Origin of the sequence: Priestia sp. SIMBA_032 (assembly GCF_046535215.1) — a bacterium.
Taxonomy (GTDB): domain Bacteria; phylum Bacillota; class Bacilli; order Bacillales; family Bacillaceae_H; genus Priestia; species Priestia aryabhattai.
In genome coordinates this window covers 281,347-306,041 of record NZ_JAWRXD010000006.1, presented here as the reverse complement: position 1 = coordinate 306,041, position 24,695 = coordinate 281,347, and the positions used below count along the sequence as shown (strand labels likewise).

The following is a 24,695-nucleotide window of genomic DNA, read 5'->3' as shown; positions in this document are numbered from 1 at the left end:
GGTGATGCATATGGCAATTTTAAAATTTGAACATGTAGGCGTTCAAGTAAAGGACATAGAAGAATCTATTGAGTTCTATACACAAAAAGTGGGACTAGAGCTCATCGAAACACTGCCACATACCGATCCGTCTTTGAAGCTAGCTTTTCTAGGCTTAGAAGGAAATGTAATCGTAGAGTTAATTCAAGGGTATAACTCAAGCTTACCTAATGAAGGTAAAGTTCATCATTTTGCGCTGGCAGTAGACGGAATTGAAGAAGAGTTTGAGCGTTTAAAATCAGCAGGCATTTCATTTGTGGAAGAAAACATTGTAACTTTGCCAAATGGAGCAAGATACTTATTTTTCTACGGTCCAGACAAAGAATGGATTGAATATTACGAAGTAAAAAGATAAAGATATCTTATACCTTCAGTGAAAAATGGTCATACTGTGGCTATGACTAATCACTGGAGGTTTTTTTATGATGGAATGGCTATTATTTCGACTTTTTCGTCGTTCTATTTTAGTGCGGCTTCTTTTTATTATCGGCTGTCTTGTTTTACTTTTCGGCATGCTTATACATTTCTTAGAGCCGCAAACGTTTGGGAATGTGTTTGAAGGAATTTGGTGGGTTATTATTACAATCTCTACTATAGGGTACGGTGATTTTGCTCCCACCACTACGATTGGAAGGTTAGCTGCAATTATTTTAGTCCTGGTTGGAACGGGATTTATTACTACTTATTTTGTCACGCTTTCTAAAATTGCTGTTTCCGCTGAGAGCGCTTATTTGGAAGGGAATTTAAAGTTTTATGGAAAAGATCACTTCATCATTGTGGGGTGGAATGAGCGCGCCAAACTCGTGTTAGAGTCTTATCGCGACGCATTTCATAAAGAAGACATTGTTCTTATCGACGATTCTCTGACTAAAAACCCCATGATCTGTGATCGCGTTCATTTTATTAAAGGAAGTCCATCTCACTATGAGGTATTAGAACTTGCCAATGCTCGGTGCGCAAAAAAAGTGCTTATTACTGCGGATCAGCATAAGACAGAAGAATATGCAGACATGAATACGATTGTTACGCTAGTCGCTCTGCAAGGATTGAACCCTTCTATTTACAGCATCGTTGAACTGTTAACAAAAAAGCATATTCAAAATGCGCAAAATTTGGGGGTAAATGAAATGATTAAAACAAACGAGTTGATTAGTCAGGTCATGTACGAACATATTTTTGTGAAAAAATTAGAGAGTTTAAGAAAAGAATAGTCCCTTCAATTACTGAAGCAGCGCCTCTTCTGCCTCTCTAATTAGCTCTTCTCCTAAGCTGATATACTTTTCTGGAAATGAAGCGTCTGCGTCTTGGGGTTCTGCAAACTGGTTAAATGAAGCACCCACGTTTCCATTGTGAACATTGTCATCTAGGCCAATTTGATACTTATGTGAAAGTAAAAATGGCGTACCAATCTGTACCGTTGTTCCTTTAGAATCCAGTTCTCCATTCGTAGCTGTAAACGGGATGCGCAAAAACTGATAGCCGACTTCATCATTCATCTTATAGTCGAATGAACCGTGATCATAGTCCCAATTCCCTCCAATGTTATACCCAAGCGGCTTAAGCGTTTTTTCTAATTCATAAAGCTTGAATAATGTGCCGTCTAATCTTGAAGATAATTCAATCATCTTATCCCTCCTCTGTTTTAACATATCCTTTTTCCAGCTTTTTATCCTTTATCTCAAAAGCAAAAAAGTTCACCTTCTAACAAGAAGGTGAACTTTTTATTTATTTCAAACGCTTTTCTAATTCTGCTTTTTTCTCTTCAAAACCAGGTTTTCCAAGAAGAGCAAACATATTTACTTTATACGCTTCTACTCCAGGCTGATCGAACGGATTTACTCCTAATAAATAGCCGCTGATTGCGCATGCTTTTTCGAAGAAGTATACAACATATCCAAACGTATACTCATCTAACGCCGGAATGTTTACAACTAAGTTTGGAACGCCTCCGTCTGTGTGAGCAAGCATTGTACCTTGGAATGCTTTTTTGTTTACAAAGTCAACTGTTTCACCAGCTAAGTAATTTAGTCCATCTAAGTCCGCTGCATCTTCTTCAATTGTTAGCTCATGACGAGAATCTTGAACTTGTACAATTGTTTCAAAAATATCACGACGACCTTCTTGTACATATTGACCTAAAGAATGAAGGTCCGTTGAGAAGTTAGCAGATGAAGGGTAAATACCTTTTTGGTCTTTTCCTTCACTTTCACCAAATAACTGTTTCCACCATTCAGCAAAGTATTGAAGAGCTGGCTCATAGTTAATCAGCATTTCAATTGTTTTTCCTTTATTATAAAGAACATTACGAGCTACAGCATATTGATAAGCTGGGTTTTCTTCTAGCTCTGATGATGAGAATGCTTCTTGAGCATCAGCTGCACCTTTCATCATTTGTTCGATATCAAGGCCTGCAGCAGCAATTGGTAATAAGCCAACCGCTGTTAATACCGAATAACGGCCGCCTACATCATCTGGAATAACAAATGTTTCATAACCTTCTTCGTCTGCTAATGTTTTTAATGCGCCGCGCGCTTTATCTGTTGTTGCATAAATACGCTTGCGTGCTTCTTCTTTGCCGTATTTCTCTTCTAATAATTTACGGAAGATACGGAAAGCAATCGCCGGTTCTGTTGTTGTGCCGGATTTTGAAATAACATTAATAGAGAAATCTTTATCTTGTAAAACATCCATTAAGTCTTTCATGTATGTTGAGCTGATGTTGTTACCAGCAAAAATAACTTGCGGAGTTTTACGCTGTTCTTTTGATAATGTGTTATAGAATGAATGCTGAAGCATTTCAATAGCAGCACGAGCACCTAAGTAAGATCCTCCAATACCGATAACAATTAATACATCTGAATCAGATTTAATTTTTTCTGCACTTTTTTGAATGCGTGCAAATTCTTCTTTGTCATACTCCGTAGGAAGGTCTACCCATCCTAAAAAGTCGTTCCCAGCACCTGTTTTCTCATGAATTGAATGGTGAGCTACTTTCACGGCATCACGTAAGTATGTAAGTTCATGTTCACCAAAAAATGATAACGCGTTTGAATAATCAAAACGAACATGTGTCATAATCTGTTCCTCCATTAAAATATCTTTATTTTCCACTTTATCGAAACTGTTAGCTGAATTCAAGTGAATCCACTTACAGTTTGACACAATCATTATAGTTTGTTGAAACTGCAATCATTGTATGTACCCTTTTATTTAACGATAAATTCAGTTATGAAGTCAACTAATGTTCTTCGATTACAGAACGTAATTCATGTACGATTACACAAATAATAAGCAAATAAAAAGCGACTAAAGAGTGGTCTTCAATCGTTTTTTATTTGCTTACCTGATGGTGCAATATAGTTCATTTCACCTATCTTTACATATTGTCTCGGTTTATAAGAGGCTTTTAACAGGGAAGAGTCTATTGATATGGAATTTTCTGCTTCGTTTTTAGAAGTAAGCAGCATCCTGTTTTCTTCTTTCATTTCTAAGTGATTATTCAGCACAAATCCACTGATACATAGTGCGGTAAAAATGAGAAAACTGATGGCTATTTGTTTCCTATACATTTCCATCACCTCACTCTTAGAGTGACAATTCCGCATGATTTTTATACGTCAAAAAAAATTTTTTTATGTTTTTTTTATGGATTTTGTGACGAGTTTCTATTTATTTAATAAGCCTTGAAAATTCTGCTGATACTAAGAATTAGCATGGATGCATGCATAATTAAATTATTATATAATCGGTTACAGAATTGAATATCACAAGGAGGTTTGTCTTTTGTCGTGGTTGCACTTGGTGATTTTATCACCTTTTTTATTAGCCTTTTTTGTCCCGCTTCTGTATAGGAAATTCCAGCGTATTCATACAGGATGGTTCGTTTTACCTCTTCCACTTGTGTTGTTCATTTATTTCACACAATATATCAGTGGTGTTTCTAAAGGGGAAACCTACCTACATTCAATGAAATGGATACCTAGCCTGGGCATTAACTTTGATGCTTATGTGGATGGACTCGGTCTTCTATTTTCTCTGTTAATCACCGGAATTGGGACACTTGTTATTCTTTACTCCATTTATTATCTTTCTAAGACAAAAGAAGCGCTGCATTCGTTTTATGTCTATTTGCTTCTTTTTATGGGATCTATGCTTGGAGTTGTATTATCAGACAATTTAATGAGTCTTTACAGCTTTTGGGAATTAACAAGCCTTTCATCTTTTTTATTGATTGGTTATTGGTACAAACGAGAGAAATCTCAATACGGAGCCTTAAAATCTATGCTCATTACCGTGTTTGGAGGACTTTCCCTATTAGCAGGAATTGTGCTTTTATACATCATGACAGGTACTTTTAGCATACGCGAAATTATCTCAAACGTAGATGTGGTCACATCAAGTCATCTATTTATTCCAGCTCTAGTCCTCATTTTATTAGGGGCCTTTACAAAATCTGCTCAGTTTCCTTTTCATATTTGGCTGCCAGATGCTATGGAAGCTCCAACCCCAGTGAGTGCATACCTTCATTCAGCTACAATGGTAAAAGCGGGAATTTATCTTTTAGCAAGACTAAGCCCTGTTTTTGCTATAAGCGCCACTTGGTTTTTTGTTATTTCCATCACAGGACTAATTACACTGTTTTGGGGCTCATTTTCAGCAGTAAAACAACAAGACTTGAAAGGGATTTTAGCTTTTTCAACCATTAGTCAGCTTGGGATGATTATGTCACTTATAGGAGTAGGCAGCGCAGCTATTCACTATGATTTTTTAGACGATAATATCTACTTAGTGGCTCTTACTGCAGCGGTTTTCCATTTGATTAACCACGCTACTTTCAAAGGCAGCTTGTTTATGGTAGTAGGCATTGTCGATCATGAAACAGGCACGCGTGACATTAGAAAGTTAGGCGGGTTAATGAGCTTCATGCCTGTGACATTTACCATTGCTATCATCGGGGGATTTGCAATGGCAGGTCTTCCTCCCTTTAACGGATTTTTAAGTAAAGAGATGTTTTTTACAGGCATGGTAAACGTGACAAAAATGGATATGTATAGCATGCAGACGTGGGGAATTTTGCTGCCTATCATCGCTTGGGTGGGAAGTATTTTTACTTTCGTCTATAGTATGATTCTTGTCTTTAAAACCTTTACAGGCAAATACCAGCCCGAAAAGTTGGAGAAGAAGCCGCATGAAGCACCAGTAGGCATGCTTATTTCACCTGTTATTTTAGCATCACTGGTTGTTATTTTTGGCTTTGCTCCTAATTTATTAGAATCAGCCCTTATTGAGCCAACAATGGCCTCTATCGCACCTAGCCTACTAGCTGAAGGTAAAGAATATCAAGTGCATATTAAATTTTGGCACGGCTTTACACCAGAATTATTTATGACGCTAGGGGTTATCACATTTGGTATCTTGTTATTTATGACGCTTCAGAAGTGGTCAAAAATTTATACACGATTTCCTTCTTCTTTAACGCTTAACAACGGATATAACTATGGAATTAAAGGGATGGAAAAAGGCTCAACACGTATCATGAAAACATTAATGACAGGATTTATTAGAGACTATCTTTTAATCATTTTTACTTTCATAGGCATTCTACTTCTCGTAACGCTCTTTTCTCAGAATGCCTTTGCGATTGATTTAAAAGATACTGCTTCTATCGGCGTTTATGAAGCCATACTAGCAGTTGTAATGGTTGGGGCTACTATTACAACTTTATTGGCAAAATCACGCCTCACAGCCATTATTTCACTGGGAGTTGTCGGGTATACGCTTTCTTTATTTTTCGTATTATTTCGTGCTCCTGACTTAGCTTTGACTCAATTAGTTATTGAAACTGTATCAGTATCACTATTTTTACTATGTTTCTACTACCTGCCAGAGTTTCGGAAGCGAAAAGTAAGAGTGAAGTTTCAACTACCAAACTTGCTGGTTGCCCTTCTTGTAGGAACGACCGTTACATTGCTTGGCATATCAGCAAACAGTACAAAACTATTTGAATCCATTTCACATTACTTCATTGAAAACAGTTATGAAAAAGCAGGCGGCGAAAACATGGTGAACGTGATCCTCGTTGACTTCCGCGGATTTGATACATTATTTGAAATTACCGTACTTTGTATAGCAGCTCTTGCTATCTATGGCATGATTCGTCTTCGGTTAACAAAGGAGGAAGAAGAGTGAAAAAAAATGATTTGATACTACAAACAACAACAAAAGTAGTCACATTCATTATTATCATTTTTGCCATTCATCTTTTCTTTGCAGGTCATTATACACCTGGAGGAGGGTTTGTTGGGGGACTTACTACCTCAGCTGCCCTTGTATTACTACTGCTGGCTTTCGATATAAAAACCGTATCGAAAGTCATCCCATTTGATTATAAAAAGGTTGCGGCTTCTGGCCTGCTACTAGCTATTTTAACCGGACTGGGATCATTTATTTTCAAAGTTCCCTTTCTCACTCACACGTACAGCTACTTTAACCTTCCCCTTCTCGGGAAAACATCTTTAGCTACCGTTGTACTGTTTGATTTAGGCGTATATCTAGTAGTTGTTGGTGTTACGATGACCATTATTCAAACGATTGGAGAGAGTGAATAGTGGAAATATTAATGTCCATAGCGGCAGGGATTCTATTCACTGCCGCTGTATATCTCATGTTATCCCGCAGTTTACTGCGAATTATTATTGGAACAGGCTTATTAAGCCACGGTGTTCACCTGTTGATTTTAACGATGGGCGGATTAAAAGGGGGGAGTGTTCCCCTTCTGGGAGAAAAGGCTTCTTCTTATACAGATCCTTTACCTCAAGCACTAATTTTAACTGCCATTGTCATAAGCTTTGGCGTCACTTCTTTTTTCCTTGTACTAGCTTACAGGGCTTATCAAGAACTCGGAACAGACGATATGGACAAGTTAAGGGGAAATGAACATGACGAGTAATTTTGTAATCATCCCACTGCTTATCCCGTTTGTTGTAGGTGTTGTGCTCATTTTTTTCAAAGACAATATTAAACTTCAAAGGATAATCAGTGTTTTATCATTAATCACCACCACTGCTTTTGCTGCATATTTAGTACAGTTGGTTCAATCAAAAGGAGTTTTAACTCACGAGCTAGGGAACTGGAAACCTCCTTTTGGAATTATTCTAGTAGCGGACATGTTCGCTTCCCTTCTCGTACTTACTGCTAGTATCGTAACACTATGCTGCGTTCTTTTTGCTTTTCATACAATTGGCGAGAGACGTGAACGCTTTTACTTTTATTCATTTGTGCAGTTTTTATTAGTAGGCGTATTTGGCGCCTTCTTGACAGGTGATATCTTTAACTTATTTGTCTTTTTTGAAGTCATGCTTATGTCTTCGTACGCTCTTATTGTAATTGGTGGTACAAAAGCACAGCTTCGAGAGTCTCTTAAGTATATTTTAGTCAATGTAATTTCATCCGCTTTGTTTGTAATTGCTGTTGCTTATTTGTACGCCGTAACAGGAACTCTCAACATGGCAGACCTTTCGCAACGAATTGCAGAGGCTAACCAGCCGGGAATTTTAACAACCATTGGCATGCTTTTATTTATTGTATTTGCATTAAAAGCAGCTTTATTTCCAATGTATTTTTGGCTTCCAGGTTCGTACAGTGCACCTCCACCCGTTATTATCGGATTGTTTGGTGCGTTGCTAACAAAAGTGGGAGTTTACTCTATTTTCAGGACTTTCACTTTGCTGTTTTATCACCATCCTGAATTCACTCATCAAATTATCGGTTACGTTGCGCTTTTGACTATCGTTGTTGGTGCAGTAGGCGCCATTGCTTATTCGGATGTGAATAAAATTTTAATTTATAACATTATTATTGCTGTCGGAGTCATTGTCTACGGTGTAACTTTAACAACAAAAGCAGGTTTTGAAGGAGCCATTTATTATTTAATTCACGACATGATTATTAAAGCAGCTCTCTTCCTTCTTGCTGGAAGCATCATTCGAATAACTGGAACAACAAAATTAAAGAAAATGGGTGGGTTAATTAAAGACTATCCGCTGCTTGGCTGGATGTTTTTTATCACTACTATTTCGTTGGCAGGAATTCCTCCCCTAAGCGGCTTTATTGGAAAATTCCTTTTAGTTCAAGGCGGTTTAGAATCAGAAAGCTACACGTTTGTAGGAGTTTTACTCGTTTCAAGCCTGCTCGTTTTATATTCTGCCATTAAGATTTTTATGAGCTGCTTCTGGGGTGAACCTACGCTTTCTTCTGAGCATGAAAAAGTATCTCTTAAAGGTATTCTATATCCATCCGCTATCTTACTTGCTGTTTCTGTCTTTTTAGGACTAGGTGCAGAAGCTGTTATTCCTTATGTGTCGACAGCCGCTCAAACGCTTATGGATCCTTCAATTTATATCCAATCGGTGTTAAAGGAGTAGATCTGCATGTCATTTCAACTATTATTAAACGTAATCATTGCATTCACATGGATGTTTTTGAGAGGGATTTGGACACTACCTTCCTTTATTATAGGATTTTTCTGGGGAGCGGTACTGCTGTTTGTTTTCCGCCGTTTTTTTCACAGACGTTTTTACTTGCATAAAGTGTATGCGATCATTAAGCTGCTATTTATTTTCATACGAGAATTATTCAAAGCCAATATTGCAGTTACTAAAGACGTATTGCGTCCTAAATTAAATATTCAGCCAGCCATCTTTGCAATGCCTACCCGCCTGGAGAGTGAATGGGAAATTACCATTCTTTCTCTTTTAATTACGCTAACGCCAGGCACACTGGTAATGGATGTATCAGATGATAATTCTACTATCTATATTCATGCAATCAATACAGACGATATTGATGACATTATTACAGATATTCAGCAAACATTTGAAAAAGCTATTATGGAGGTGAGTCGTTAAATGCTCGATATTTTTTTAAACGTTTCGCTCATTCTCATTTCTGCTTCAACTATTGGGTTTGTTTACCGAGTGGTAAAAGGTCCGTCAACTGCTGATCGAGCAATGGCCCTTGATGCTATTGGAATTAACATCATTGCTATCACGGCCATCATCTCGATTATTTTTCGAACCCAGGCTTTTTTCGAAGTCATTTTACTGCTAGGTATCATAGCCTTTGTAGGTACCGTTGCTTTTTCTAAGTTTTTAGAGAAAGGAGAAGTGATTGAATATGAACGTGATCAGTGAAATCATTGTAGGAACTTTTGTACTAATAGGCTCTCTTCTGACAGTTGTGACCATGATTGGGCTTATTCGCTTGCCTGATACGTATACAAGAAGTCACGCTGCCTCCAAAAGTGCTACCTTAGGCGTCCTGTTTATATTAGTGGGCTGCTTACTCTACTTTTGGATTGACACTGGCCATATTAGTGCACGGTTAATTTTAGCGATTGTCTTTGTGTTTATCACCTCTCCTATTGCTGGGCATTTACTAGGAAGAGCGGCTTATTACAGCGGAGTTCCTCTTTCTGATAAAACCGTTCGGGATGATTTGAAAACCAAACAGCAGAAAAAGCTTACCCATCATAAATAGAAAAAAACGCCGTGCTTTTTGCACGGCGTTTTTTATCGAAAATCTTATAGAGAAGCGCGTAGGATTGCTAGTACATCTTCTTTGTTTAATTTTTTAAATTTACCAAATTCACCTTTAGCCATCGCACGATCAGCCATAAGATCTAATTTGTCTTCACCAATATCATAATCAGCTAAGCGAGTTGGTGCACCTAGGCTTGACCAGAATTCGCGAAGCTTATCAACACCTTCAAGTGCTACTTCTTTATCCGTCTTGCCTTCCGTATCTACATTAAATACGCGTACAGCTACTTGCTTGAAGCGATCTACGTTCTCATCCATTACGTGTTTCATCCAGTTCGGGAATAAAATTGCGAGTCCACCAGCATGTGGAATGTCATATACAGCTGATACCGCATGCTCAATATTGTGAGTAGCCCAATCGCCTTGGTGTCCCATTTGTAACATACCGTTTAATGCGATGGTACCATTGTATAAAATCGTTTCACGTAACTCGTAGTTCTCTAAGTCGTTTAATAATTTTGGTCCCGTTTCAATAACCGTTTGCAGTACTCCTTCACACATGCGATCTTGAAGCGGCGTATTTGTTGCAGCATGGAAATACTGTTCAAATACGTGGCTCATCATATCGACCATGCCATAAACTGTTTGATTTTTTGGTACAGTAAATGTATTAACGGGATCTAAAATAGAGAATTGAGGGAATGTTGCCGGACTGCCCCAGCCGTATTTTTCTTGTGTTTCCCAATTTGTAATAACAGAACCAGCATTCATTTCTGAACCTGTTGCTGCTAATGTTAGCACTGTTCCAAATGGAAGAGCTTCAGCTGCGAATACGTCGCGGTTAATGATGTCCCATACGTCGCCATCATATTTTGCGCCTGCTGCGATTGCTTTTGTACAATCGATTACGCTTCCTCCACCTACTGCAAGTAAAAATTCAATACCGTTTTCTTTACAAATATCGATTCCTTTGCGAACAGTTGTCAGACGAGGATTCGGCTCTACTCCCGCTAACTCATGTACTTCTGCATTCATGTCATTCAGTACATCCATTACTTGATTGTATAAACCGCTGCGTTTTACGCTTCCTCCGCCGTATACTAATAATATCTTTTTACCAAAGCGACTTGCTTCTGTTTTTAATTGCTCTAATTGACCTTTACCAAAAATTAATTTTGTAGGGTTATAAAATGTAAAATTGTTCACTATAAACTCCTCCTTACGAGCTTGAGTACATGCATCATTATGAAGAACAACTTTTTGATTGTAAAGAAAATTGACTTCCTAAAGATTATTCCCTGTTGACTAGACGCTCACCCCATCCAAATGAACGTTTATTTGTCTGTATCTTCCAAAAGTAACTATGCATATTTTCCTCTAAAAAAAGCAGGCTAATAAGTGAACTACAAAACAAGGAGGGTTCATCATGAGTGGTATTCAACGTATTGCGCTCGTATTAACGATTATTGGAGCAATTAACTGGGGACTTATTGGCTTTTTTCAATTTGATTTAGTAGCAGCAATCTTCGGCGGACAAACATCTGCTTTCTCCCGCATTATTTATGGATTGGTTGGAATCGCAGGACTGATTAACCTAGGTCTATTATTTAAACCTTCTGCTGAAGTAGAGCGTACAGAACCTAGAACGGAACATTAAAAAAGAAGGATAGCTCAGCTATCCTTCTTTTTTTCTTATTTCTTAATTAGATCTTCGCGGTTTGATTGCTCAATCCACTCTTCTAATTTTTCTTTTAATGTGTTGAATCCTTGAGTAGATTCAGTATGAACTGTTGCTTGACCTTGACGCTTTTTAGCAGGTTTTTTAGGTGCAGAAGCTTCAGTTTTTTCTGGAGCTGGCTCAGTTGCACGAATAGATAAACCAATTTTACCAGTTGACTCATCAACAGATAAAACTTTAACGTTTACTTCATCTCCTACTGATAAATGTTCGTTGATATCTTTAACGAAGCCATGTTTTACTTCTGAGATATGAACTAATCCTTGAGTTTCTTCATTTAGTGCAACGAATGCACCGTATGGTTGAATTCCTGTTACTTTACCTTTTGTAACAGTACCGATTTCAAATTTTGACATATAAACACTCCTAGATACCTTATTATTTTCACCATTATAGCCAATTTAAAATTATAGCACAGTTCATAGATTGAATCAAAAAGTAGTTATACTATATTTATTATTTACCAATTTCGTCACAAATATAAACTAACACTACATTTCATCATAGCAAAAAAGATATCATATCAAACCGTCTATACGATATGACATAATATCTTATTTTTATTATAACTTATTTTCAACAAAACGGCTAATCCGTTTTATGGATTCTTCTAATGATTCCATTGAAGAGGCGTATGAACAGCGAATATGTCCCTCTCCGCCTTTTCCAAATACATTGCCTGGCACCACGGCTACTCGCTCTTCAAGCAAAAGCTGCTCAGCGAATTCTTCCGATGACAATCCAGTTTTCTTGATAGACGGGAACACATAAAACGCTCCTCCTGGAGAATGGCATTCCAGACCAATTTGATTTAATGACTTCACCATATAGTTCCGTCTTCTGCGATAGCTTTTTCTCATCTCTTCTACGTCATGCTGCCCGTTTTGTAGTGCTTCAATTGCTCCATACTGTGCCATGGTAGGCGCACACATCATTGTATACTGATGAATTTTCAGCATTGCTTTAGCAATCTCAGTTGGTGCACATATGTACCCAAGACGCCATCCAGTCATAGCAAACCCTTTAGAAAAGCCAGAAATAATAATGGTTCGTTCTTTCATTCCCTCTAAAGAAGCAATAGATGTAAATTCTTCATCATATGTTAATTCTGCATATATTTCATCCGTGATAACAAGCAAGTCATGCTTGATGACAATATCCGCAATAGCCTGCAGCTCTTCTTTAGATAGTGAACTTCCTGTTGGATTATTAGGAGAGCATAAAAGAAGAGCTTTCGTGTTGCTTGTAATGACTTCTTCAATCTGTCTAGGCTGCAGTTTAAACTCTGTTTCTGCCGTTGTTTCAATTGCCACAGGAACTCCTCCTGCTAAAGAAATTAACGGACTGTAAGACACAAAGTTTGGCTCCACGACAATAATCTCATCTTCAGGGTTAATCAAAGCTCGCATTGTAATGTCTAAAGCCTGACTTCCTCCAACGGTCACAATAATATCATCTTGATAATCATACGAGACGTTAAAATTTCTTTTCATATACTTCATAATTTCAAAGCGGAGCTCTAAAAGCCCCGCATTTGCTGTATAAGAGGTATATCCTCTTTCCAACGATAAAATACTCGCTTCTCGAACAGCCCAAGATGTGACAAAATCAGGTTCACCTACTCCAAGAGAGATGACGTTATCCATACTTGCTGCTAAATCAAAAAAGCGGCGAATACCTGAAGGTTTCAGCTGTTGTACAGTTGTTGACAAGCGCTCTTTCATTACGGAGACACCACGATTCTGCGATCTTCATCGCCTTGGTCGTAGATGGTACCATCGTGCTTGTATTTTTTCATGATAAAGTGAGTCGTTGTAGATAAAACAGAGTCTAGCGTAGAAAGCTTTTCAGAAACAAAAAATGCTACTTCAGACATTGATTTTTCTTCAATAATAACAGACAAATCATATGCTCCTGACATTAGGTACACGGATTTCACTTCTTGAAAACGATAGATGCGCTCCGCAATCTCGTCAAAGCCTACTCCTCGCTTTGGTGCAACTTTTACATCTATCATAGCGGTGACGCCCTCATGTCCATCTACTCGTCTCCAGTTAATATCAGCTGAATATTGTACAATTACTTTTTCTCTCTCTAGCTTTTTAACAATATTAGAGGTTTCGTCAAACGTTAAATCCACCATTTTTGAAATACTATCTATTGAAATACGGCTATTTTTTTCTAGAATTTCTAAAATTTCTAACTCTTTTTCTTCTAAGAACACCGCGTTCCCCTCCTACACCGATTAAATTTTTTCACTTTTTCCATTATATCAAATTTAAACACATCTTTAATGTGAAATCTATACCGGTAATTGAGTTTCATTTTATAGATTGCTGGAAATTAGGACAGACTAGAAAGAAAAAGATGGAGTGAAACAAATTGACTGAATCTAAAATTACTTGCCACCAGCGTACTTTTAATGGAGTCAATGTTTACTACGAATGCCATAACTATCACCCTGATAAACCAGCTATTGTATTTATTCACGGCTTTTTATCATCCAGTTTTAGCTTTCGGCGTTTAATTCCTTTATTTGAAGATACGTTTTCTATCATTACGCTGGACCTTCCGCCATTTGGGCGAAGTGAAAAATCGTTAACCTTTCAATACTCGTATAAAAACTTAGCCAAAATTGTCATCGAGTTGATTGACTATTTAAAATTGAAAGATGTTGTACTATCGGGACACTCAATGGGAGGACAGGTTTGTTTAAATGTAGCAAAATTAAAGCCTTCTTGCGTATCAAAACTCGTTCTTCTGTGCAGCTCAGCTTATTTAGGCCCTTCACATTATGGATTGGTCATGTCTTCTTATGTTCCCTTCTTTTATCTGTGGGTAAAAACGTGGCTATCTCGCAAAGGTGTATTAGGTAACTTGCAAAATGTCGTATTTGATCATAAGTTAATCGACGAAGAAATGATTGATGGCTATACTGAACCATTTTTGGATGACCGTACGTTTATGGCTTTAACAAGAATGATTCGTGATCGAGAAGGAGACCTATCATCAAAGGATTTGCAGCACATAAAAAAACCAAGTTTACTCATTTGGGGAGAAGAAGACCGGGTTGTTCCTTTGCGTCTCGGACGTAAGTTAAAAGATGATTTAACAGACTCTACCTTTATCTCTTTAAAGGAAATTGGACACCTTTTACCAGAAGAGTGTCCCGACATTGTGCAGTCTCATATGGTCGATTTCTTGTACGGTGAAAAAGCCCTGTCTCAATAATGACGGAGCGGGTTCTTATCTTTCACAAGAGAAGCTCATGTTAATGAAAAGGAATTCTTTTGTGGTTTAGAAATTTTTTCACTTTCTCTCTTTACTTCATAAGTTAACTTCGTTGACAAACGTATTAAAAATAATCAAACTATTGTATTAAAAAGGGGGTACTTTTATTGTCTACTTATTCTTTTGATCAATTAATTAACCGTACAGGTACACAGTCCGTAAAGTGGGACAAAACTGATCTTGTTTTTGGAGCAAAAGATGTTCTGCCTTTTTGGGTAGCTGATATGGATTTCCAAGCGCCGCCTAATGTTCTTCAAACCATTAATGAGCGTGTCAAGCACGGTATTTTCGGCTACACTTCCCCTACTGAATCTACGGCAAATGCTTTATCATCTTGGGTAGAAAAAAAGCATCAGTGGACCATTGAACATGAATGGATTACATACAGTCCAGGAGTTGTGTTTGCCCTGAGTATGGCTATTCAAGCATTTACGGAACCCGGAGATTCAATTTTAATTCAACCTCCAGTCTATACTCCATTTTTTAACATGATAAAGGTAAATAATCGAGAAGTTGTTGAAAATCCGTTAAAACTTGCAGGCGATAAATACGAAATTGATTTTGCAGATTTAGAGAAAAAATTTGCAGAAGGCGTAAAATTAATGATTCTTTGCAGCCCTCATAATCCAGTAGGACGCGTGTGGACAAAAGAAGAACTGAAGAAGCTTGCCGATCTTTGTCAAAAATACAATGTATTAATTGTTTCAGATGAAATCCATTCTGATCTAATTTACCACCCTTATAAACACATTCCCATCAGCATGGTGAGTGAAGATGCAGCCAATCGAACCATTACGTGTATGGCCCCTAGCAAAACATTCAATATACCCGGACTTCAGGCTTCAGCCATTATTATTCCAAATGAGAAGCTGCGCACACAGTATGTTCAGCAGCAGCAAAAACAAGGGTTCTCTAATTTAAATACATTTGGAATCATTGGATTAGAAGCAGCTTACAGCGAAGGTGGAGAGTGGTTAGAAGCACTGCTTGTGTACCTGAAGAAAAATGTAGATCTCGTGACGGGGTTTATAAGTGAAAACTTACCTGAACTGCGAGTCATTCAGCCAGAAGGAACTTATCTATTATGGATTGACTGTAACAAGCTGCACTTATCAGAAGAAGAATTACATGAACGCTTATTAGAAAAAGGCAAAATCGCCGTAGAAAAAGGCGAAAAATACAGTTCCACATATGGAAAAGGTTTTATCCGCTTGAACATTGGCTGTTCACATGAACAACTTCAAGAAGGATTAAATCGCTTAAAAATAGCTTTAACGTAAAAAAACAGCGTTCTTTCTCACGAAAGAACGCTGTTTTTAATGTTTTTTTGAAATAACTCCGCACGCGATTCGCTTGCCAGAATTACCTGATGGCTCTGTCATTCCGTCATCACCTTGTTCGGTAATAACAAGGGAAGAACCATCCATACGCTTAACGAGAGATGTCTTTCCTTCTTTTAACGTGACTTGAGGAACCATATCCGTTCCTGTATACGTCTGATCGTCTTCTACCACAATATTTTTCATATCGCCTAAATGCGGTCCTTTTGGATTTAACAGTCCGTGTTTCTTTTTATCAGGATCAAGGTGATTCCCTGCACTTTTAAAGTTAGGAGCTTTGCAAATTCCGATTTCATGAATATGTACGCCGTGTTCTCCAGGTGGAAGTCCGCTTAAATCGTAAGTAAACTCAATTCCATCAGCCTGCTCTTTCAACTTGACTGTACCGATGCTATCTCCATCTGCGTTATAGACTTTGACTTCTTTATTGGATATTTCTTTTTCCATACACCCCGTTAACAAGAAAAAAGGCACGGTTCCAATGAGTAGTAGTTTTTTCATGTTGCCCTCCAATCGCATATGCACTAGCGAAAGTTTTAGATGTCTTTTCATAGATTGTCCAGCAACATATCATTTTAAACGCTTACATTTTATTAGAGTGACTTCTTATTTTCTTGTTCTGTCAGCTTCGCTTCTAATTCCTTCGTTTTTTCTTCTTCTTTTTTAGACACCTTGATGATGAACCGCCAGACTGCAACTGCTGCTAGTACAAAAATCGCCATTGTAGCAAAAGCAGGAATATATTCTGTTTTATCTTCCGGAAAATAAAGCAAAAACATTAAATTCATCATGTATAACATCCTTTCATAGAAACGGTAGTGGTTTTTGATTTATACTGTTTATAATAAACACTTTACTTAAAGGAGATCTGGCAATATGACATTTACAATTGGTCAAACCGTTACGGCACTTTATAAAACCGGGAAATACATCGGTGAAATTACACAAGTTCGAGATCTGCATTATGTTGTACGAATTCAAGCTGTGTTGAAGCACCCAGAACAAGGTGACTTACATAACCCTGGACAAGTGGACGTACCTTTTTTTCACGAGCGAAAAGCACTTGCGTTTCGAGAGCAGGCCAACATTCCTCAAAAAATGGTTCATCTCTATGAAGACAGCGTTCCTGATTATAAGCATTCACTAAAAAAAGCCCTTGAATTAAAGATAGCTGAACAACAAGGCAAAGATAGCGCTTTTGCTCAAGCAAGTATTGCCTGTTTAGAAGAGTTAAAAAAAGAGTACGGTATTCATTAAGCAAAAAGCCAAATTCACATAGAAGTGATTTGGCTTTTATAATGCAAATTTATTTAATACTTTGGAAAAATCGATTCGATCTCCTATGGTCGTTGGCTCCGGCTTTTGAAGATACCTCTTATCTTTTTCTACAAGCTTAAAGATGTTGAGTGTAGTCATCGCATCATCAAGCGCGCAGTGGTGCTTTCCAGTTCCTTCTTTACCATACTCTTGCACAGCTTTCCAAAGGCCGGTTTGATTTTGATCCCCAAAAAAGCGCTTATACTCCATCGAAAGATCAATTTCTTTACCTGTAAAAGGAAACGGCACCTTATTTTTTTGACAGCACTGCCTTAATACTTTCATATCCATGTTCCCCCATGTAATAATCGTGCTGTTTTTATACATGCCCAGTCGCTGTACAAGCTGCTCTAGCGTAATTCCTTCATTTACTTGATTTTGTTCGATATGGAGAAATGATTTACAGCGCTCAGTTAATTTTGTAAAGTGTGTAGGCTGTACGTAAGAGGAGAAACGATCAATGATTTCTTGATTTTTAACAAACACCAAACCAACTTCAATGATTTCCGGAAAAAAGCCTTTTGGAAAACCTTTATACTCTGGCATTGTAAATTCAAAATCAATGAATAAATACTGAGAGTTCTTATCCAATATTATCACCCCTTTGTAAAATAAACCGCCCTACTATATTAATGCTATTATAGCACGATTGAACAATCGGAAGGTCTATTTTCTGTTCTTATTTTTAATATTATGAATATTCTAGTTGCTGAATAAAAAGAATACTTTACTACTACTATATTCTAGAGCATGTCTCTATGCGCAGGGTAACTGTCACGAATAGACATAATTTCGCTTCTTTTTTTTACCTATTTTTTCACTTTTTTATGTATCCGCTCTTCCAAATTCTCCTTAAGCTCTTACGTCAGTGTGTGAGGTGGCTGCTTCTGACTCCAAAAGCATACCTCACACCTTTTAGACTAAGCCTTTCTTATATTTAAGCTTTAGGCAGGATAGCAAGCGTGCACCGGGATATACAGATTAAATTCTCTTCTTCATCTTGAATTTTCACTTCCCAAACCGCTGTTTTTTTTCCTTTATGTAAAGGAACGCCTATAGCTGTAACTTTTCCGTCTTTTTTCCCTTTGATATGATTGGCATTAATTTCTAAACCCACGCAGATTTCTTTTTCAATATCTACACTTTTAATAGCACCTAGACTAGCCACAGTTTCGGCTAACGCCACCGATGCTCCTCCGTGCAAAAGCCCGAATGGCTGACGCGTTCGCTCATCAACAGGCATCGTCGCTTCCACTCTTTGTTCACTTGCGCTAATAATCTCAATTCCTAATGCTTCTAACAGCGTATCTTTCGTTTTCATATATATACCTCCCTTTGTATCTAGTATACAATAACGGTTTTGCTACAACATATACGAACCCTCTACATATACATAATAAAAATCCGTTTTTTAGGAGGATTCTTATATGAAACCATTTGCTCCTTTGTCTTACTATTGGCCATCGTACTACATGCCTCACCCTTATACATACAGGGTGCCTAGCTTAACTGAGGCGGACATAGCGACTTTTCAGCAATCTCTTAAAGTGATTCCCTCTACCATGCAAAGCGCTACCATATTTATTCAAAGAGCTAACGCTTCGCCAGCTTTAATAAAAAAAATAAAAGCTGCTGCTCAAGAATCTAAAATGAGTGAAGTAAAAAGACTCATTCTTTCAACGGGCGTTAAGACAAAAATTGATGTTTTTTATACGCCAGACTATATTAAAATTACGTTTATTCATCCCGATAACCAATTTGACTGCTGTCACGTTTCGTTAAATATTAAATGGTAATATACAAGGAAAAAAGTCTTATTTTCTTTTAAAAAAGATGTACATGTTGTTTTGTTTTGAATATTATAATATATGCCATTTTTGAATGTAAAAACAAATTACACGATAATTGTATTTAGGAAATAAATATGATATTGTATTTGGAAATATATTTTTTCTTTAGGAGGGATGACATGATGAGACATGTTACGCTAGTAGAAATTTTCACGCATCCTATCGCTCAAAAATATTTAACTCGATCTGGCGTTGCGCATGCTGTATCCGTCGCCTATCATGCGTTTCGTCTATCTGTACAGCATAATGTAAACCCCGATTTAGCTACAAAAGCTGCGCTGCTTCATGATATTGGCCACTACGAATGGTACACAAATGGTCAGTGGGATTATGAGAAGTATCGTCAAAATGATATTCACGCTATTAAAGGTGCTGAACGTGCACATAAATTACTCATTCGTTTAGGTGAGGAACCTCAGGCGGCAAAAGAAATTGCCTTAGCTATTTTACTGCACACAGACTCATATTTGCCTGAAGGAACCATTCAACAACGCCCTCTTCAAAAAGTAGTGAAACTAGCTGATGAAGCTGATGAAGAGCCAGGCGGCAAACATCATTACCGTGAAATGGAATATAACTTGGCTGTAAAGAAAATTAAGGAGCTTGATAAGAAAGTGCTTGAACTTCTACATTCCAACCAATTTAAACAGTTAGGCTGACAGGATTAACTCCTTTCATAAGAGTTAATCCTTTTTATTATTTCTCCTCATAATTCCCTGCAAATTACTCATACTACTTATTGATTCTCATTTTTGGTTAGTTAGGAGGAAGAAGAATGTCTAAAAACGCTAGAGGTTACGTGCAGGATTCTTGTACGTCATTAAATCAGGCAAAAGCAAGCCTTGAACAAGCTCTTCAAACAGTAGAGAAAGATTCAAATCGCGAACGTATTGAACAATCTCTTCAGGCTGTAGAGCAAGCATTAGGAGCTTGTGACAGCACTGCTTCTACTCTTTCTCAAGCATAAAAAAAAGCAGCCGGTTTTGATCGGCTGCTCTTTTTCATTATAGACCCTCTATTTACAAGATAACTGAGGCAATCCACCCAAAAATAATGAGTGGAATGTTATAGTGAAGAAAAGTTGGTACACACGTATCCCAAATATGATCATGTTGACGATCGACTGCTAATCCAGATGTTGGTCCAAGCGTACTGTCTGAAGCTGGTGAACCAGCGTCCCCAAGCGCTCCCGCTGTACCAACAATACAAATCGTTGCCATTGGACTCATACCAAGTTCTAAGCAAAGAGGAACAAAAATTGTCGCGATAATTGGAATGGTAGAGAAAGAAGAACCAATGCCCATTGTGACTAAAAGCCCGATGACAAGCATAAGAAATGCACCGAGCATTTGGTTTCCGCCAATAAGAGCAACAGAGCCTTTTACAAGCGCTTCTACATCTCCAGTTTCTTGAAGAACTTTTGCAAAACCAGAGGCTGACAGCATAACAAATCCGATGAAAGCCATCATTCTCATTCCGTTCGTTAATACTGGATCTGCTTCGTTCCACTCCAAAGCCCCGCTGAAGTAAACGACAACAATCCCTGCAAGCGCTCCGAAAATCATAGAATCTACTAAGAGCTGCACAGTTAAAGCCGCTACAATCGCAAGTAAAGCTACTATGATTCCTCTTGTTGTGTAACCTGTACGCTCCTCTGCGCCTTGATCAATGTCAATATCCTCATAACTGCGCGGTTTACGGTACGAAATAAACACAGCAAACAATAAGCCCGCTATCATTCCTAAAGCTGGAAGAGCCATCGCCGTGGTAATATCTCCTTTATCAATTGTTAATCCGCTTTCTTTGATGTTAGTAAATAAAATGTCGTGATAAATCTTACCGAATCCTGCCGGCAAATACATATAAGGTGTAACCAATCCAAATGTAATAACTGTTGCGACTAATCGGCGATCTATTTTCAACTGATTAAATACTTTTAATAGCGGTGGAATTAAAAGCGGAATAAATGCAATGTGAACCGGAATAACGTTTTGAGAAAAACACGAAATAATAAGGATGATTAATAAAATTAGTACTTTTGACAGTGACTTCTTTTTCGTTTCTCCTTCTTTTCCTACTATTTTTAACGCTAGCTGAACAACGGCATCAGGCAGCCCTGTCCGCGAAACAGCCATTGCAAATCCTCCAAGCAAAGCATAGCTTAATGCAACAGAAGCACTGTTTCCAAGACCATCTGTGTATATACTTACTGTATCTGTGAGGCTAATACCGCCAACAAGTCCTCCAATTAGCGCTCCGACCGCTAAAGAAAAGACAACGTTGATACGCAATAAGCTCAAAATCAGCATCACGAGCACAGCTATTAATACTGCATTCATTTTGAAACCTCCATTTTTCTTTTTACTTTATCACATTAAAACATTAGAGAGATAAACAACATGTTCATTATATTAGGTATAGAAAAAAAGTCAATCATCTTACTAAATAAACGTTTGTTTAACTTCTCTACAGCCTTAACAATATAAAGATTTTTTCACATAACCTTTTCTTCCTAAAGGGAAAAAAACATTATGTAAACATATTAAAAAAGAAGCATCCTCGATGCTTCTTTTTACGTTTCTTTCTATCACTGCTATGTTCTTTTCATTAATTGGCTTCAAATGAACGAACCATTGCAGCTAGTGTTCGCACCATCACGCCTGTTGCACCTGAAGGTCCTAACTCATGAGAAGCAGCGGATGTTGCAGTTCCAGCAATATCCAAGTGAACCCATGGTGTTTGCTCTGCAAACTCACCAATAAAGGTTCCTGCCATAATTGCGTGCCCCTCTCTTCCAGGAGAGTTATTTAAATCTGCTACCTTACTTCCCCGAACACGCTTTTTGTCTCGTTCTGTAATAGGCAGCTCCCAAATCGGTTCGCCTGTCTCAATGCTCGCTTTCGCTATTTGCTGCAATAAAGCAGAATCATTCGTCATTGCCCCAGTTGTATGTGTACCAAGAGCTACAATTACACCACCCGTTAATGTCGCCACGTCTACTAAATAATTTGCTCCGTGGTGTTTGGCATAGGAGATACCATCAGCTAACGCTAAACGCCCTTCAGCGTCAGTATTCAGTACTTCTATTGTCTTTCCATTCATTGCTGTAATTACGTCATCTGGCTTAAAAGCACGCGCGCTAATAACGTTGTCAGTTGATGGAATGACCGCTACTACGTTTTGATGAGGTTTTAATTCTCCAATCGCTTCCATTGCACCAAGAACAGATGCAGCTCCGCCCATATCTGTTTTCATACCTACAATCCCGTCTTTAGATTTAATAGAGTAACCACCTGTGTCAAAGGTAATCCCTTTTCCTACTAACCCAATAACGTCTTCCCATTTTTCTTTTCCTTGATATTTCAGGACAATCATTTTAGGAGGCTCTGCGGAACCTTGATTAACTGCTAACAGTGCGCCCATTCCTAGTGTTTCCATCTCTTCTTTTTCTAAAATTTCATATTCAAAACCATATGTATGTGCCATTTCTACTGCATAATTAGCTAAATCTGTAGCCGTTAGCATGTTGCTTGGTAAGTTAACAAGGGTGCGCGCTGAGTTTGTTGCTTTACCGTACGTATATCCAACCAACGCAGATTGTAAAACGTCTTTATAACAAGAAAACAGTTCAATTTTCTCAAGCTGCTTGTCAGGTTCATTTGATTTCTTTTTGTAGTTTTCAAACTCATACATAGCAAGCTGTTGAGCTTCTCCTAGTAAAGCTGCAGTTTCTTGCTCTGACCACTCTCCTGTATCAAATGTAGGAAGGACAACCGATGCGTTTGAAATTTTTGCTTCTTTTAACTTTTTAAATAAAAGTCCAAAGCTCTCTTTGAGCCCATTTTTAGTTAGCGCTCGCTTTCGTCCGAGTCCCACAAAATAAAGACGTTTTGCTCCTAATTTTCCTAGTGTATGAATCGTTGATATACGCTTTTCCTGTACGCGAATATCTCCTTCTTTAATCAAATGAATAAGCTGTCCACCTAAAGCTTCATCAATTTCTTTTAGAAGGCCTTCAAATTGTTGATTTTGATTAAATAACCCGATTACGAGCGCTTCTGTTTGATGATCAGCACCAAATGTTTCTACATGCGAAAACATAAAATTCCTCCCTTTTACGTATAGAGATTTTATTTTTATTTATCATCTGCTTTGTTTAATCTATTCAGCAAGTGGAATATATATCATATTCACCACTGTTTTCATCTATATACATATGATAGCAGAAATACAATTTTTAATCACAGTTCAAAAACCTTAGTTTCACACATATACTTTCATCTACCCCTTTTTTCATCATACGGGTTTAGCTTTTCAGACATTTTAAGTTGAGGGAGGACGTCTCAATGGAGTTATTCTCAAATTTTCCACTTTGGAGTTCATTAATCGCTATTTTCTTTGCTCAATTTATTAAGATTCCGCTTTCTTTTGTAGCTACTAAAAAAATAGACGGCAGCTTATTTTTTAGTACGGGAGGCATGCCAAGCTCTCACTCCGCAGCCGTAACTTCCTTAGCAACTGCCATTGGGCTAGCAGAAGGTCTTAAATCCCCTATTTTTGCTCTCTCCGCTATTTTCGCCATCATTGTGATGTTCGATGCTAAAGGAGTAAGAAGACACGCAGGAGAGCAAGCAACGGTTTTAAATCGTTTGGTTGAAGATTTTCAGCGCGCGGTAAAAGAGGCAAAGCTGTGGACGACCAATGAAGAAGACGAAAAACAAGTGAAACTAAAAGAGCTGCTTGGACATAAACCCATTGAAGTTTTCTTTGGAGCCTTAACAGGAATAGCAGTTGCTTTTGTTATGTATTATGTATGGCCATAAAACATAAGAAAACACATGAAGCATTCTTCATGTGTTTCTCATTTATTTCACCTGCTGACGAAAAACTTGCATTGATTTCTTTTCATTCAGCATTGTTAAGTCTTCTTCAGTTAAACGGCCGTCTCCTGATTTCACTACATAGACGTTTAATTCTTTCTTACCCCATATATTGTACACATCAGAAACAGTCTCAAAATATAAATCAAGATGATTGCCTTTAATAGCCCCACCTTTATCTGCTACCACTCCATAGCCATAGCCCGGAATAAACAAGATCGTGCCGATTGGAAATATGGTTAAATCAGCAGCGATGGTTGAATACAAGTCACGTTTTACTTTAACGCCCGAATATGTAATACCATACCCTGGATGATTGGGATTTTTCCCAGTTGATTCGTAACCAGCTGTGTAACCCGTAGCCAATACATTCTTAGTTGGATAACGCGACCAATCAAACGCTTCTTCAATCGTCAGACGCTCTTTGTCATTGCTAGCCGCTTCAGCTCTTAGTGGTTTTAGAAATGATGGTAAGAGCCTTTCATTCATTAGAGGATGCCCTGTACTGTTTATAAAAGGCATATATTTGATGACTGTGGTTATTGGGACGCCGGTAATTGCTTCATATGTTGTAAACAGCGCTCCGACCAGTAGTAGGCACATAATGAATCGCTTTGCTATTTTTCCAATCATTGTGATTTCCACAACTCCTCTCACGAATCTATTTGTTTCCAACATAAAAACAAATTATTCGTTTGCGA

31 protein-coding genes are annotated in these 24,695 nt (G+C 37.9%); 17 read left to right on the top strand and 14 right to left on the bottom strand.

Annotation, left to right across the window (positions count from 1 at the left end; genetic code table 11):
* Positions 1-10 precede the first annotated feature (10 nt).
* Together SB717_RS20860 and SB717_RS20855 are read left to right on the top strand one after the other, a co-directional pair.
* Entirely contained in the window at positions 11-394 is a 384-nt protein-coding gene (locus SB717_RS20860; protein ID WP_074681614.1) for a VOC family protein, read from the top strand.
* A 67-nt stretch (positions 395-461) separates the two neighbouring features.
* Positions 462-1,250: a potassium channel family protein gene (locus SB717_RS20855; RefSeq protein WP_074681616.1), complete on the top strand. Its 789-nt coding sequence runs from the start codon at positions 462-464 to the stop codon at positions 1,248-1,250.
* Between the two features lie 9 nt (positions 1,251-1,259).
* Here SB717_RS20855 and SB717_RS20850 read toward each other — a convergent pair whose 3' ends face one another.
* The 3 genes from SB717_RS20850 to SB717_RS20840 form a co-directional block, all read right to left on the bottom strand.
* Complete coding sequence (locus tag SB717_RS20850) at positions 1,260-1,664, bottom strand: YugN-like family protein (RefSeq protein ID WP_033580473.1); 405 nt, start codon at positions 1,662-1,664, stop codon at positions 1,260-1,262.
* 100 nt (positions 1,665-1,764) lie between these two features.
* Entirely contained in the window at positions 1,765-3,114 is a 1,350-nt protein-coding gene (locus tag SB717_RS20845) for a glucose-6-phosphate isomerase (protein ID WP_013059589.1), read from the bottom strand.
* Between the two features lie 245 nt (positions 3,115-3,359).
* Complete coding sequence (locus SB717_RS20840) at positions 3,360-3,608, bottom strand: hypothetical protein (RefSeq protein ID WP_235915215.1); 249 nt, start codon at positions 3,606-3,608, stop codon at positions 3,360-3,362.
* Positions 3,609-3,822: 214 nt separating this feature from the next.
* Between SB717_RS20840 and SB717_RS20835 the strand changes: the two genes are divergently transcribed.
* From SB717_RS20835 to mnhG, 7 genes are read left to right on the top strand one after another with little or no spacing between them, the layout of a single operon-like run.
* Positions 3,823-6,228, top strand: a complete 2,406-nt coding sequence (locus tag SB717_RS20835) for a Na+/H+ antiporter subunit A (RefSeq protein WP_410904583.1) — start codon at positions 3,823-3,825, stop codon at positions 6,226-6,228.
* The gene (locus SB717_RS20830; protein WP_013085301.1) at positions 6,225-6,647 is read left to right on the top strand and encodes a Na(+)/H(+) antiporter subunit B; all 423 of its coding nucleotides are present in this window, start codon (positions 6,225-6,227) and stop codon (positions 6,645-6,647) included. Before SB717_RS20835 ends, SB717_RS20830 begins: the two co-directional genes overlap by 4 nt.
* Positions 6,647-6,988 carry a Na(+)/H(+) antiporter subunit C gene (locus SB717_RS20825; protein WP_211078545.1) on the top strand — a complete coding sequence of 114 codons (342 nt, stop codon included), beginning with the start codon at positions 6,647-6,649 and terminating at the stop codon, positions 6,986-6,988. The genes SB717_RS20830 and SB717_RS20825 overlap by 1 nt, the downstream gene beginning before the upstream one ends.
* Positions 6,978-8,462 carry a Na+/H+ antiporter subunit D gene (locus SB717_RS20820; RefSeq protein WP_410904581.1) on the top strand — a complete coding sequence of 495 codons (1,485 nt, stop codon included), beginning with the start codon at positions 6,978-6,980 and terminating at the stop codon, positions 8,460-8,462. The genes SB717_RS20825 and SB717_RS20820 overlap by 11 nt, the downstream gene beginning before the upstream one ends.
* Before the next feature lie 6 nt (positions 8,463-8,468).
* Positions 8,469-8,945, top strand: coding sequence for a Na+/H+ antiporter subunit E (locus tag SB717_RS20815; protein WP_013059594.1), 477 nt, complete (start codon positions 8,469-8,471; stop codon positions 8,943-8,945).
* Complete coding sequence (locus SB717_RS20810) at positions 8,946-9,230, top strand: Na(+)/H(+) antiporter subunit F1 (protein ID WP_013059595.1); 285 nt, start codon at positions 8,946-8,948, stop codon at positions 9,228-9,230.
* The gene (gene mnhG / locus SB717_RS20805) at positions 9,214-9,576 is read left to right on the top strand and encodes a monovalent cation/H(+) antiporter subunit G (RefSeq protein WP_410904580.1); all 363 of its coding nucleotides are present in this window, start codon (positions 9,214-9,216) and stop codon (positions 9,574-9,576) included. The genes SB717_RS20810 and mnhG overlap by 17 nt, the downstream gene beginning before the upstream one ends.
* A 44-nt stretch (positions 9,577-9,620) precedes the next feature.
* On the opposite strand, the gene SB717_RS20800 is transcribed toward mnhG, so the two are convergent.
* A complete protein-coding gene (locus SB717_RS20800) occupies positions 9,621-10,784 on the bottom strand; it encodes an iron-containing alcohol dehydrogenase (RefSeq protein WP_098621263.1) in 1,164 nt (387 codons plus the stop codon).
* Between the two features lie 220 nt (positions 10,785-11,004).
* Between SB717_RS20800 and SB717_RS20795 the strand changes: the two genes are divergently transcribed.
* Positions 11,005-11,235 carry a DUF378 domain-containing protein gene (locus SB717_RS20795; RefSeq protein WP_013059598.1) on the top strand — a complete coding sequence of 77 codons (231 nt, stop codon included), beginning with the start codon at positions 11,005-11,007 and terminating at the stop codon, positions 11,233-11,235.
* A gap of 35 nt (positions 11,236-11,270) precedes the next feature.
* Here SB717_RS20795 and yugI read toward each other — a convergent pair whose 3' ends face one another.
* The 3 genes from yugI to SB717_RS20780 form a co-directional block, all read right to left on the bottom strand.
* Complete coding sequence (gene yugI, locus SB717_RS20790) at positions 11,271-11,672, bottom strand: S1 domain-containing post-transcriptional regulator GSP13 (RefSeq protein WP_013059599.1); 402 nt, start codon at positions 11,670-11,672, stop codon at positions 11,271-11,273.
* Between the two features lie 207 nt (positions 11,673-11,879).
* The gene (locus SB717_RS20785; protein WP_045291570.1) at positions 11,880-13,040 is read right to left on the bottom strand and encodes an aminotransferase; all 1,161 of its coding nucleotides are present in this window, start codon (positions 13,038-13,040) and stop codon (positions 11,880-11,882) included.
* Positions 13,040-13,540 carry an Lrp/AsnC family transcriptional regulator gene (locus SB717_RS20780; RefSeq protein ID WP_013085306.1) on the bottom strand — a complete coding sequence of 167 codons (501 nt, stop codon included), beginning with the start codon at positions 13,538-13,540 and terminating at the stop codon, positions 13,040-13,042. The genes SB717_RS20785 and SB717_RS20780 overlap by 1 nt, the downstream gene beginning before the upstream one ends.
* Positions 13,541-13,698: 158 nt before the next feature.
* Between SB717_RS20780 and SB717_RS20775 the strand changes: the two genes are divergently transcribed.
* Both SB717_RS20775 and SB717_RS20770 read left to right on the top strand, forming a co-directional pair.
* A complete protein-coding gene (locus SB717_RS20775; protein WP_074681632.1) occupies positions 13,699-14,547 on the top strand; it encodes an alpha/beta fold hydrolase in 849 nt (282 codons plus the stop codon).
* A gap of 167 nt (positions 14,548-14,714) precedes the next feature.
* Positions 14,715-15,887 (top strand): MalY/PatB family protein, encoded by a 1,173-nt coding sequence (locus SB717_RS20770; protein ID WP_410904579.1) that lies wholly within the window; start codon positions 14,715-14,717, stop codon positions 15,885-15,887.
* A gap of 36 nt (positions 15,888-15,923) precedes the next feature.
* Here the strand turns inward: SB717_RS20770 and SB717_RS20765 are convergent, their stop codons facing one another.
* Both SB717_RS20765 and SB717_RS20760 read right to left on the bottom strand, forming a co-directional pair.
* Positions 15,924-16,448 carry a superoxide dismutase family protein gene (locus SB717_RS20765; protein WP_045291574.1) on the bottom strand — a complete coding sequence of 175 codons (525 nt, stop codon included), beginning with the start codon at positions 16,446-16,448 and terminating at the stop codon, positions 15,924-15,926.
* A gap of 92 nt (positions 16,449-16,540) precedes the next feature.
* Positions 16,541-16,738 (bottom strand): hypothetical protein, encoded by a 198-nt coding sequence (locus tag SB717_RS20760; protein ID WP_074681636.1) that lies wholly within the window; start codon positions 16,736-16,738, stop codon positions 16,541-16,543.
* Between the two features lie 85 nt (positions 16,739-16,823).
* Between SB717_RS20760 and kapB the strand changes: the two genes are divergently transcribed.
* The gene (gene kapB, locus SB717_RS20755; protein ID WP_074681638.1) at positions 16,824-17,204 is read left to right on the top strand and encodes a kinase-associated lipoprotein KapB; all 381 of its coding nucleotides are present in this window, start codon (positions 16,824-16,826) and stop codon (positions 17,202-17,204) included.
* Between the two features lie 36 nt (positions 17,205-17,240).
* On the opposite strand, the gene kapD is transcribed toward kapB, so the two are convergent.
* Together kapD and SB717_RS20745 are read right to left on the bottom strand one after the other, a co-directional pair.
* Entirely contained in the window at positions 17,241-17,855 is a 615-nt protein-coding gene (gene kapD / locus SB717_RS20750) for a 3'-5' exonuclease KapD (RefSeq protein WP_013085312.1), read from the bottom strand.
* 346 nt (positions 17,856-18,201) lie between these two features.
* A complete protein-coding gene (locus tag SB717_RS20745) occupies positions 18,202-18,585 on the bottom strand; it encodes a hotdog fold thioesterase (protein WP_074681640.1) in 384 nt (127 codons plus the stop codon).
* A gap of 106 nt (positions 18,586-18,691) precedes the next feature.
* Between SB717_RS20745 and SB717_RS20740 the strand changes: the two genes are divergently transcribed.
* The 3 genes from SB717_RS20740 to SB717_RS20730 all read left to right on the top strand — a co-directional run bounded on the left by SB717_RS20740 (position 18,692) and on the right by SB717_RS20730 (position 20,081).
* The gene (locus SB717_RS20740) at positions 18,692-19,060 is read left to right on the top strand and encodes a YuzC family spore coat inner layer protein (RefSeq protein ID WP_074681642.1); all 369 of its coding nucleotides are present in this window, start codon (positions 18,692-18,694) and stop codon (positions 19,058-19,060) included.
* 176 nt (positions 19,061-19,236) lie between these two features.
* Positions 19,237-19,773, top strand: coding sequence for an HD domain-containing protein (locus tag SB717_RS20735; RefSeq protein WP_013059610.1), 537 nt, complete (start codon positions 19,237-19,239; stop codon positions 19,771-19,773).
* 116 nt (positions 19,774-19,889) lie between these two features.
* The gene (locus tag SB717_RS20730) at positions 19,890-20,081 is read left to right on the top strand and encodes a hypothetical protein (protein WP_013059611.1); all 192 of its coding nucleotides are present in this window, start codon (positions 19,890-19,892) and stop codon (positions 20,079-20,081) included.
* Positions 20,082-20,133: 52 nt separating this feature from the next.
* Here the strand turns inward: SB717_RS20730 and SB717_RS20725 are convergent, their stop codons facing one another.
* A complete protein-coding gene (locus SB717_RS20725) occupies positions 20,134-21,453 on the bottom strand; it encodes a Na+/H+ antiporter family protein (RefSeq protein ID WP_410904578.1) in 1,320 nt (439 codons plus the stop codon).
* Between the two features lie 268 nt (positions 21,454-21,721).
* A complete protein-coding gene (locus tag SB717_RS20720) occupies positions 21,722-23,215 on the bottom strand; it encodes a leucyl aminopeptidase (RefSeq protein WP_410904577.1) in 1,494 nt (497 codons plus the stop codon).
* 245 nt (positions 23,216-23,460) lie between these two features.
* On the opposite strand from SB717_RS20720, the gene SB717_RS20715 reads away from it, so the two are divergent.
* Complete coding sequence (locus SB717_RS20715) at positions 23,461-23,937, top strand: divergent PAP2 family protein (protein WP_045291581.1); 477 nt, start codon at positions 23,461-23,463, stop codon at positions 23,935-23,937.
* A 42-nt stretch (positions 23,938-23,979) separates the two neighbouring features.
* On the opposite strand, the gene SB717_RS20710 is transcribed toward SB717_RS20715, so the two are convergent.
* Positions 23,980-24,627, bottom strand: coding sequence for a 3D domain-containing protein (locus SB717_RS20710; RefSeq protein WP_098621257.1), 648 nt, complete (start codon positions 24,625-24,627; stop codon positions 23,980-23,982).
* Between the last annotated feature and the right edge of the window lie 68 nt (positions 24,628-24,695).

Bases quoted from the DNA above. Each gene is read 5' to 3' on its own strand.
- SB717_RS20860 (WP_074681614.1), top strand. From the start codon at position 11: ATGGCAATTTTAAAATTTGAACATGTAGGCGTTCAAGTAAAGGACATA.
- SB717_RS20855 (WP_074681616.1), top strand. From the start codon at position 462: ATGATGGAATGGCTATTATTTCGACTTTTTCGTCGTTCTATTTTAGTG.
- SB717_RS20850 (WP_033580473.1), bottom strand. From the start codon at position 1,664: ATGATTGAATTATCTTCAAGATTAGACGGCACATTATTCAAGCTTTAT.
- SB717_RS20845 (WP_013059589.1), bottom strand. From the start codon at position 3,114: ATGACACATGTTCGTTTTGATTATTCAAACGCGTTATCATTTTTTGGT.
- SB717_RS20840 (WP_235915215.1), bottom strand. From the start codon at position 3,608: ATGTATAGGAAACAAATAGCCATCAGTTTTCTCATTTTTACCGCACTA.
- SB717_RS20820 (WP_410904581.1), top strand. From the start codon at position 6,978: ATGACGAGTAATTTTGTAATCATCCCACTGCTTATCCCGTTTGTTGTA.
- SB717_RS20815 (WP_013059594.1), top strand. From the start codon at position 8,469: ATGTCATTTCAACTATTATTAAACGTAATCATTGCATTCACATGGATG.
- SB717_RS20810 (WP_013059595.1), top strand. From the start codon at position 8,946: ATGCTCGATATTTTTTTAAACGTTTCGCTCATTCTCATTTCTGCTTCA.
- mnhG (WP_410904580.1), top strand. From the start codon at position 9,214: ATGAACGTGATCAGTGAAATCATTGTAGGAACTTTTGTACTAATAGGC.
- SB717_RS20795 (WP_013059598.1), top strand. From the start codon at position 11,005: ATGAGTGGTATTCAACGTATTGCGCTCGTATTAACGATTATTGGAGCA.
- yugI (WP_013059599.1), bottom strand. From the start codon at position 11,672: ATGTCAAAATTTGAAATCGGTACTGTTACAAAAGGTAAAGTAACAGGA.
- SB717_RS20785 (WP_045291570.1), bottom strand. From the start codon at position 13,040: ATGAAAGAGCGCTTGTCAACAACTGTACAACAGCTGAAACCTTCAGGT.
- SB717_RS20765 (WP_045291574.1), bottom strand. From the start codon at position 16,448: ATGAAAAAACTACTACTCATTGGAACCGTGCCTTTTTTCTTGTTAACG.
- SB717_RS20760 (WP_074681636.1), bottom strand. From the start codon at position 16,738: ATGATGAATTTAATGTTTTTGCTTTATTTTCCGGAAGATAAAACAGAA.
- kapB (WP_074681638.1), top strand. From the start codon at position 16,824: ATGACATTTACAATTGGTCAAACCGTTACGGCACTTTATAAAACCGGG.
- SB717_RS20745 (WP_074681640.1), bottom strand. From the start codon at position 18,585: ATGAAAACGAAAGATACGCTGTTAGAAGCATTAGGAATTGAGATTATT.
- SB717_RS20740 (WP_074681642.1), top strand. From the start codon at position 18,692: ATGAAACCATTTGCTCCTTTGTCTTACTATTGGCCATCGTACTACATG.
- SB717_RS20735 (WP_013059610.1), top strand. From the start codon at position 19,237: ATGAGACATGTTACGCTAGTAGAAATTTTCACGCATCCTATCGCTCAA.
- SB717_RS20730 (WP_013059611.1), top strand. From the start codon at position 19,890: ATGTCTAAAAACGCTAGAGGTTACGTGCAGGATTCTTGTACGTCATTA.
- SB717_RS20725 (WP_410904578.1), bottom strand. From the start codon at position 21,453: ATGAATGCAGTATTAATAGCTGTGCTCGTGATGCTGATTTTGAGCTTA.
- SB717_RS20720 (WP_410904577.1), bottom strand. From the start codon at position 23,215: ATGTTTTCGCATGTAGAAACATTTGGTGCTGATCATCAAACAGAAGCG.
- SB717_RS20715 (WP_045291581.1), top strand. From the start codon at position 23,461: ATGGAGTTATTCTCAAATTTTCCACTTTGGAGTTCATTAATCGCTATT.
- SB717_RS20710 (WP_098621257.1), bottom strand. From the start codon at position 24,627: ATGATTGGAAAAATAGCAAAGCGATTCATTATGTGCCTACTACTGGTC.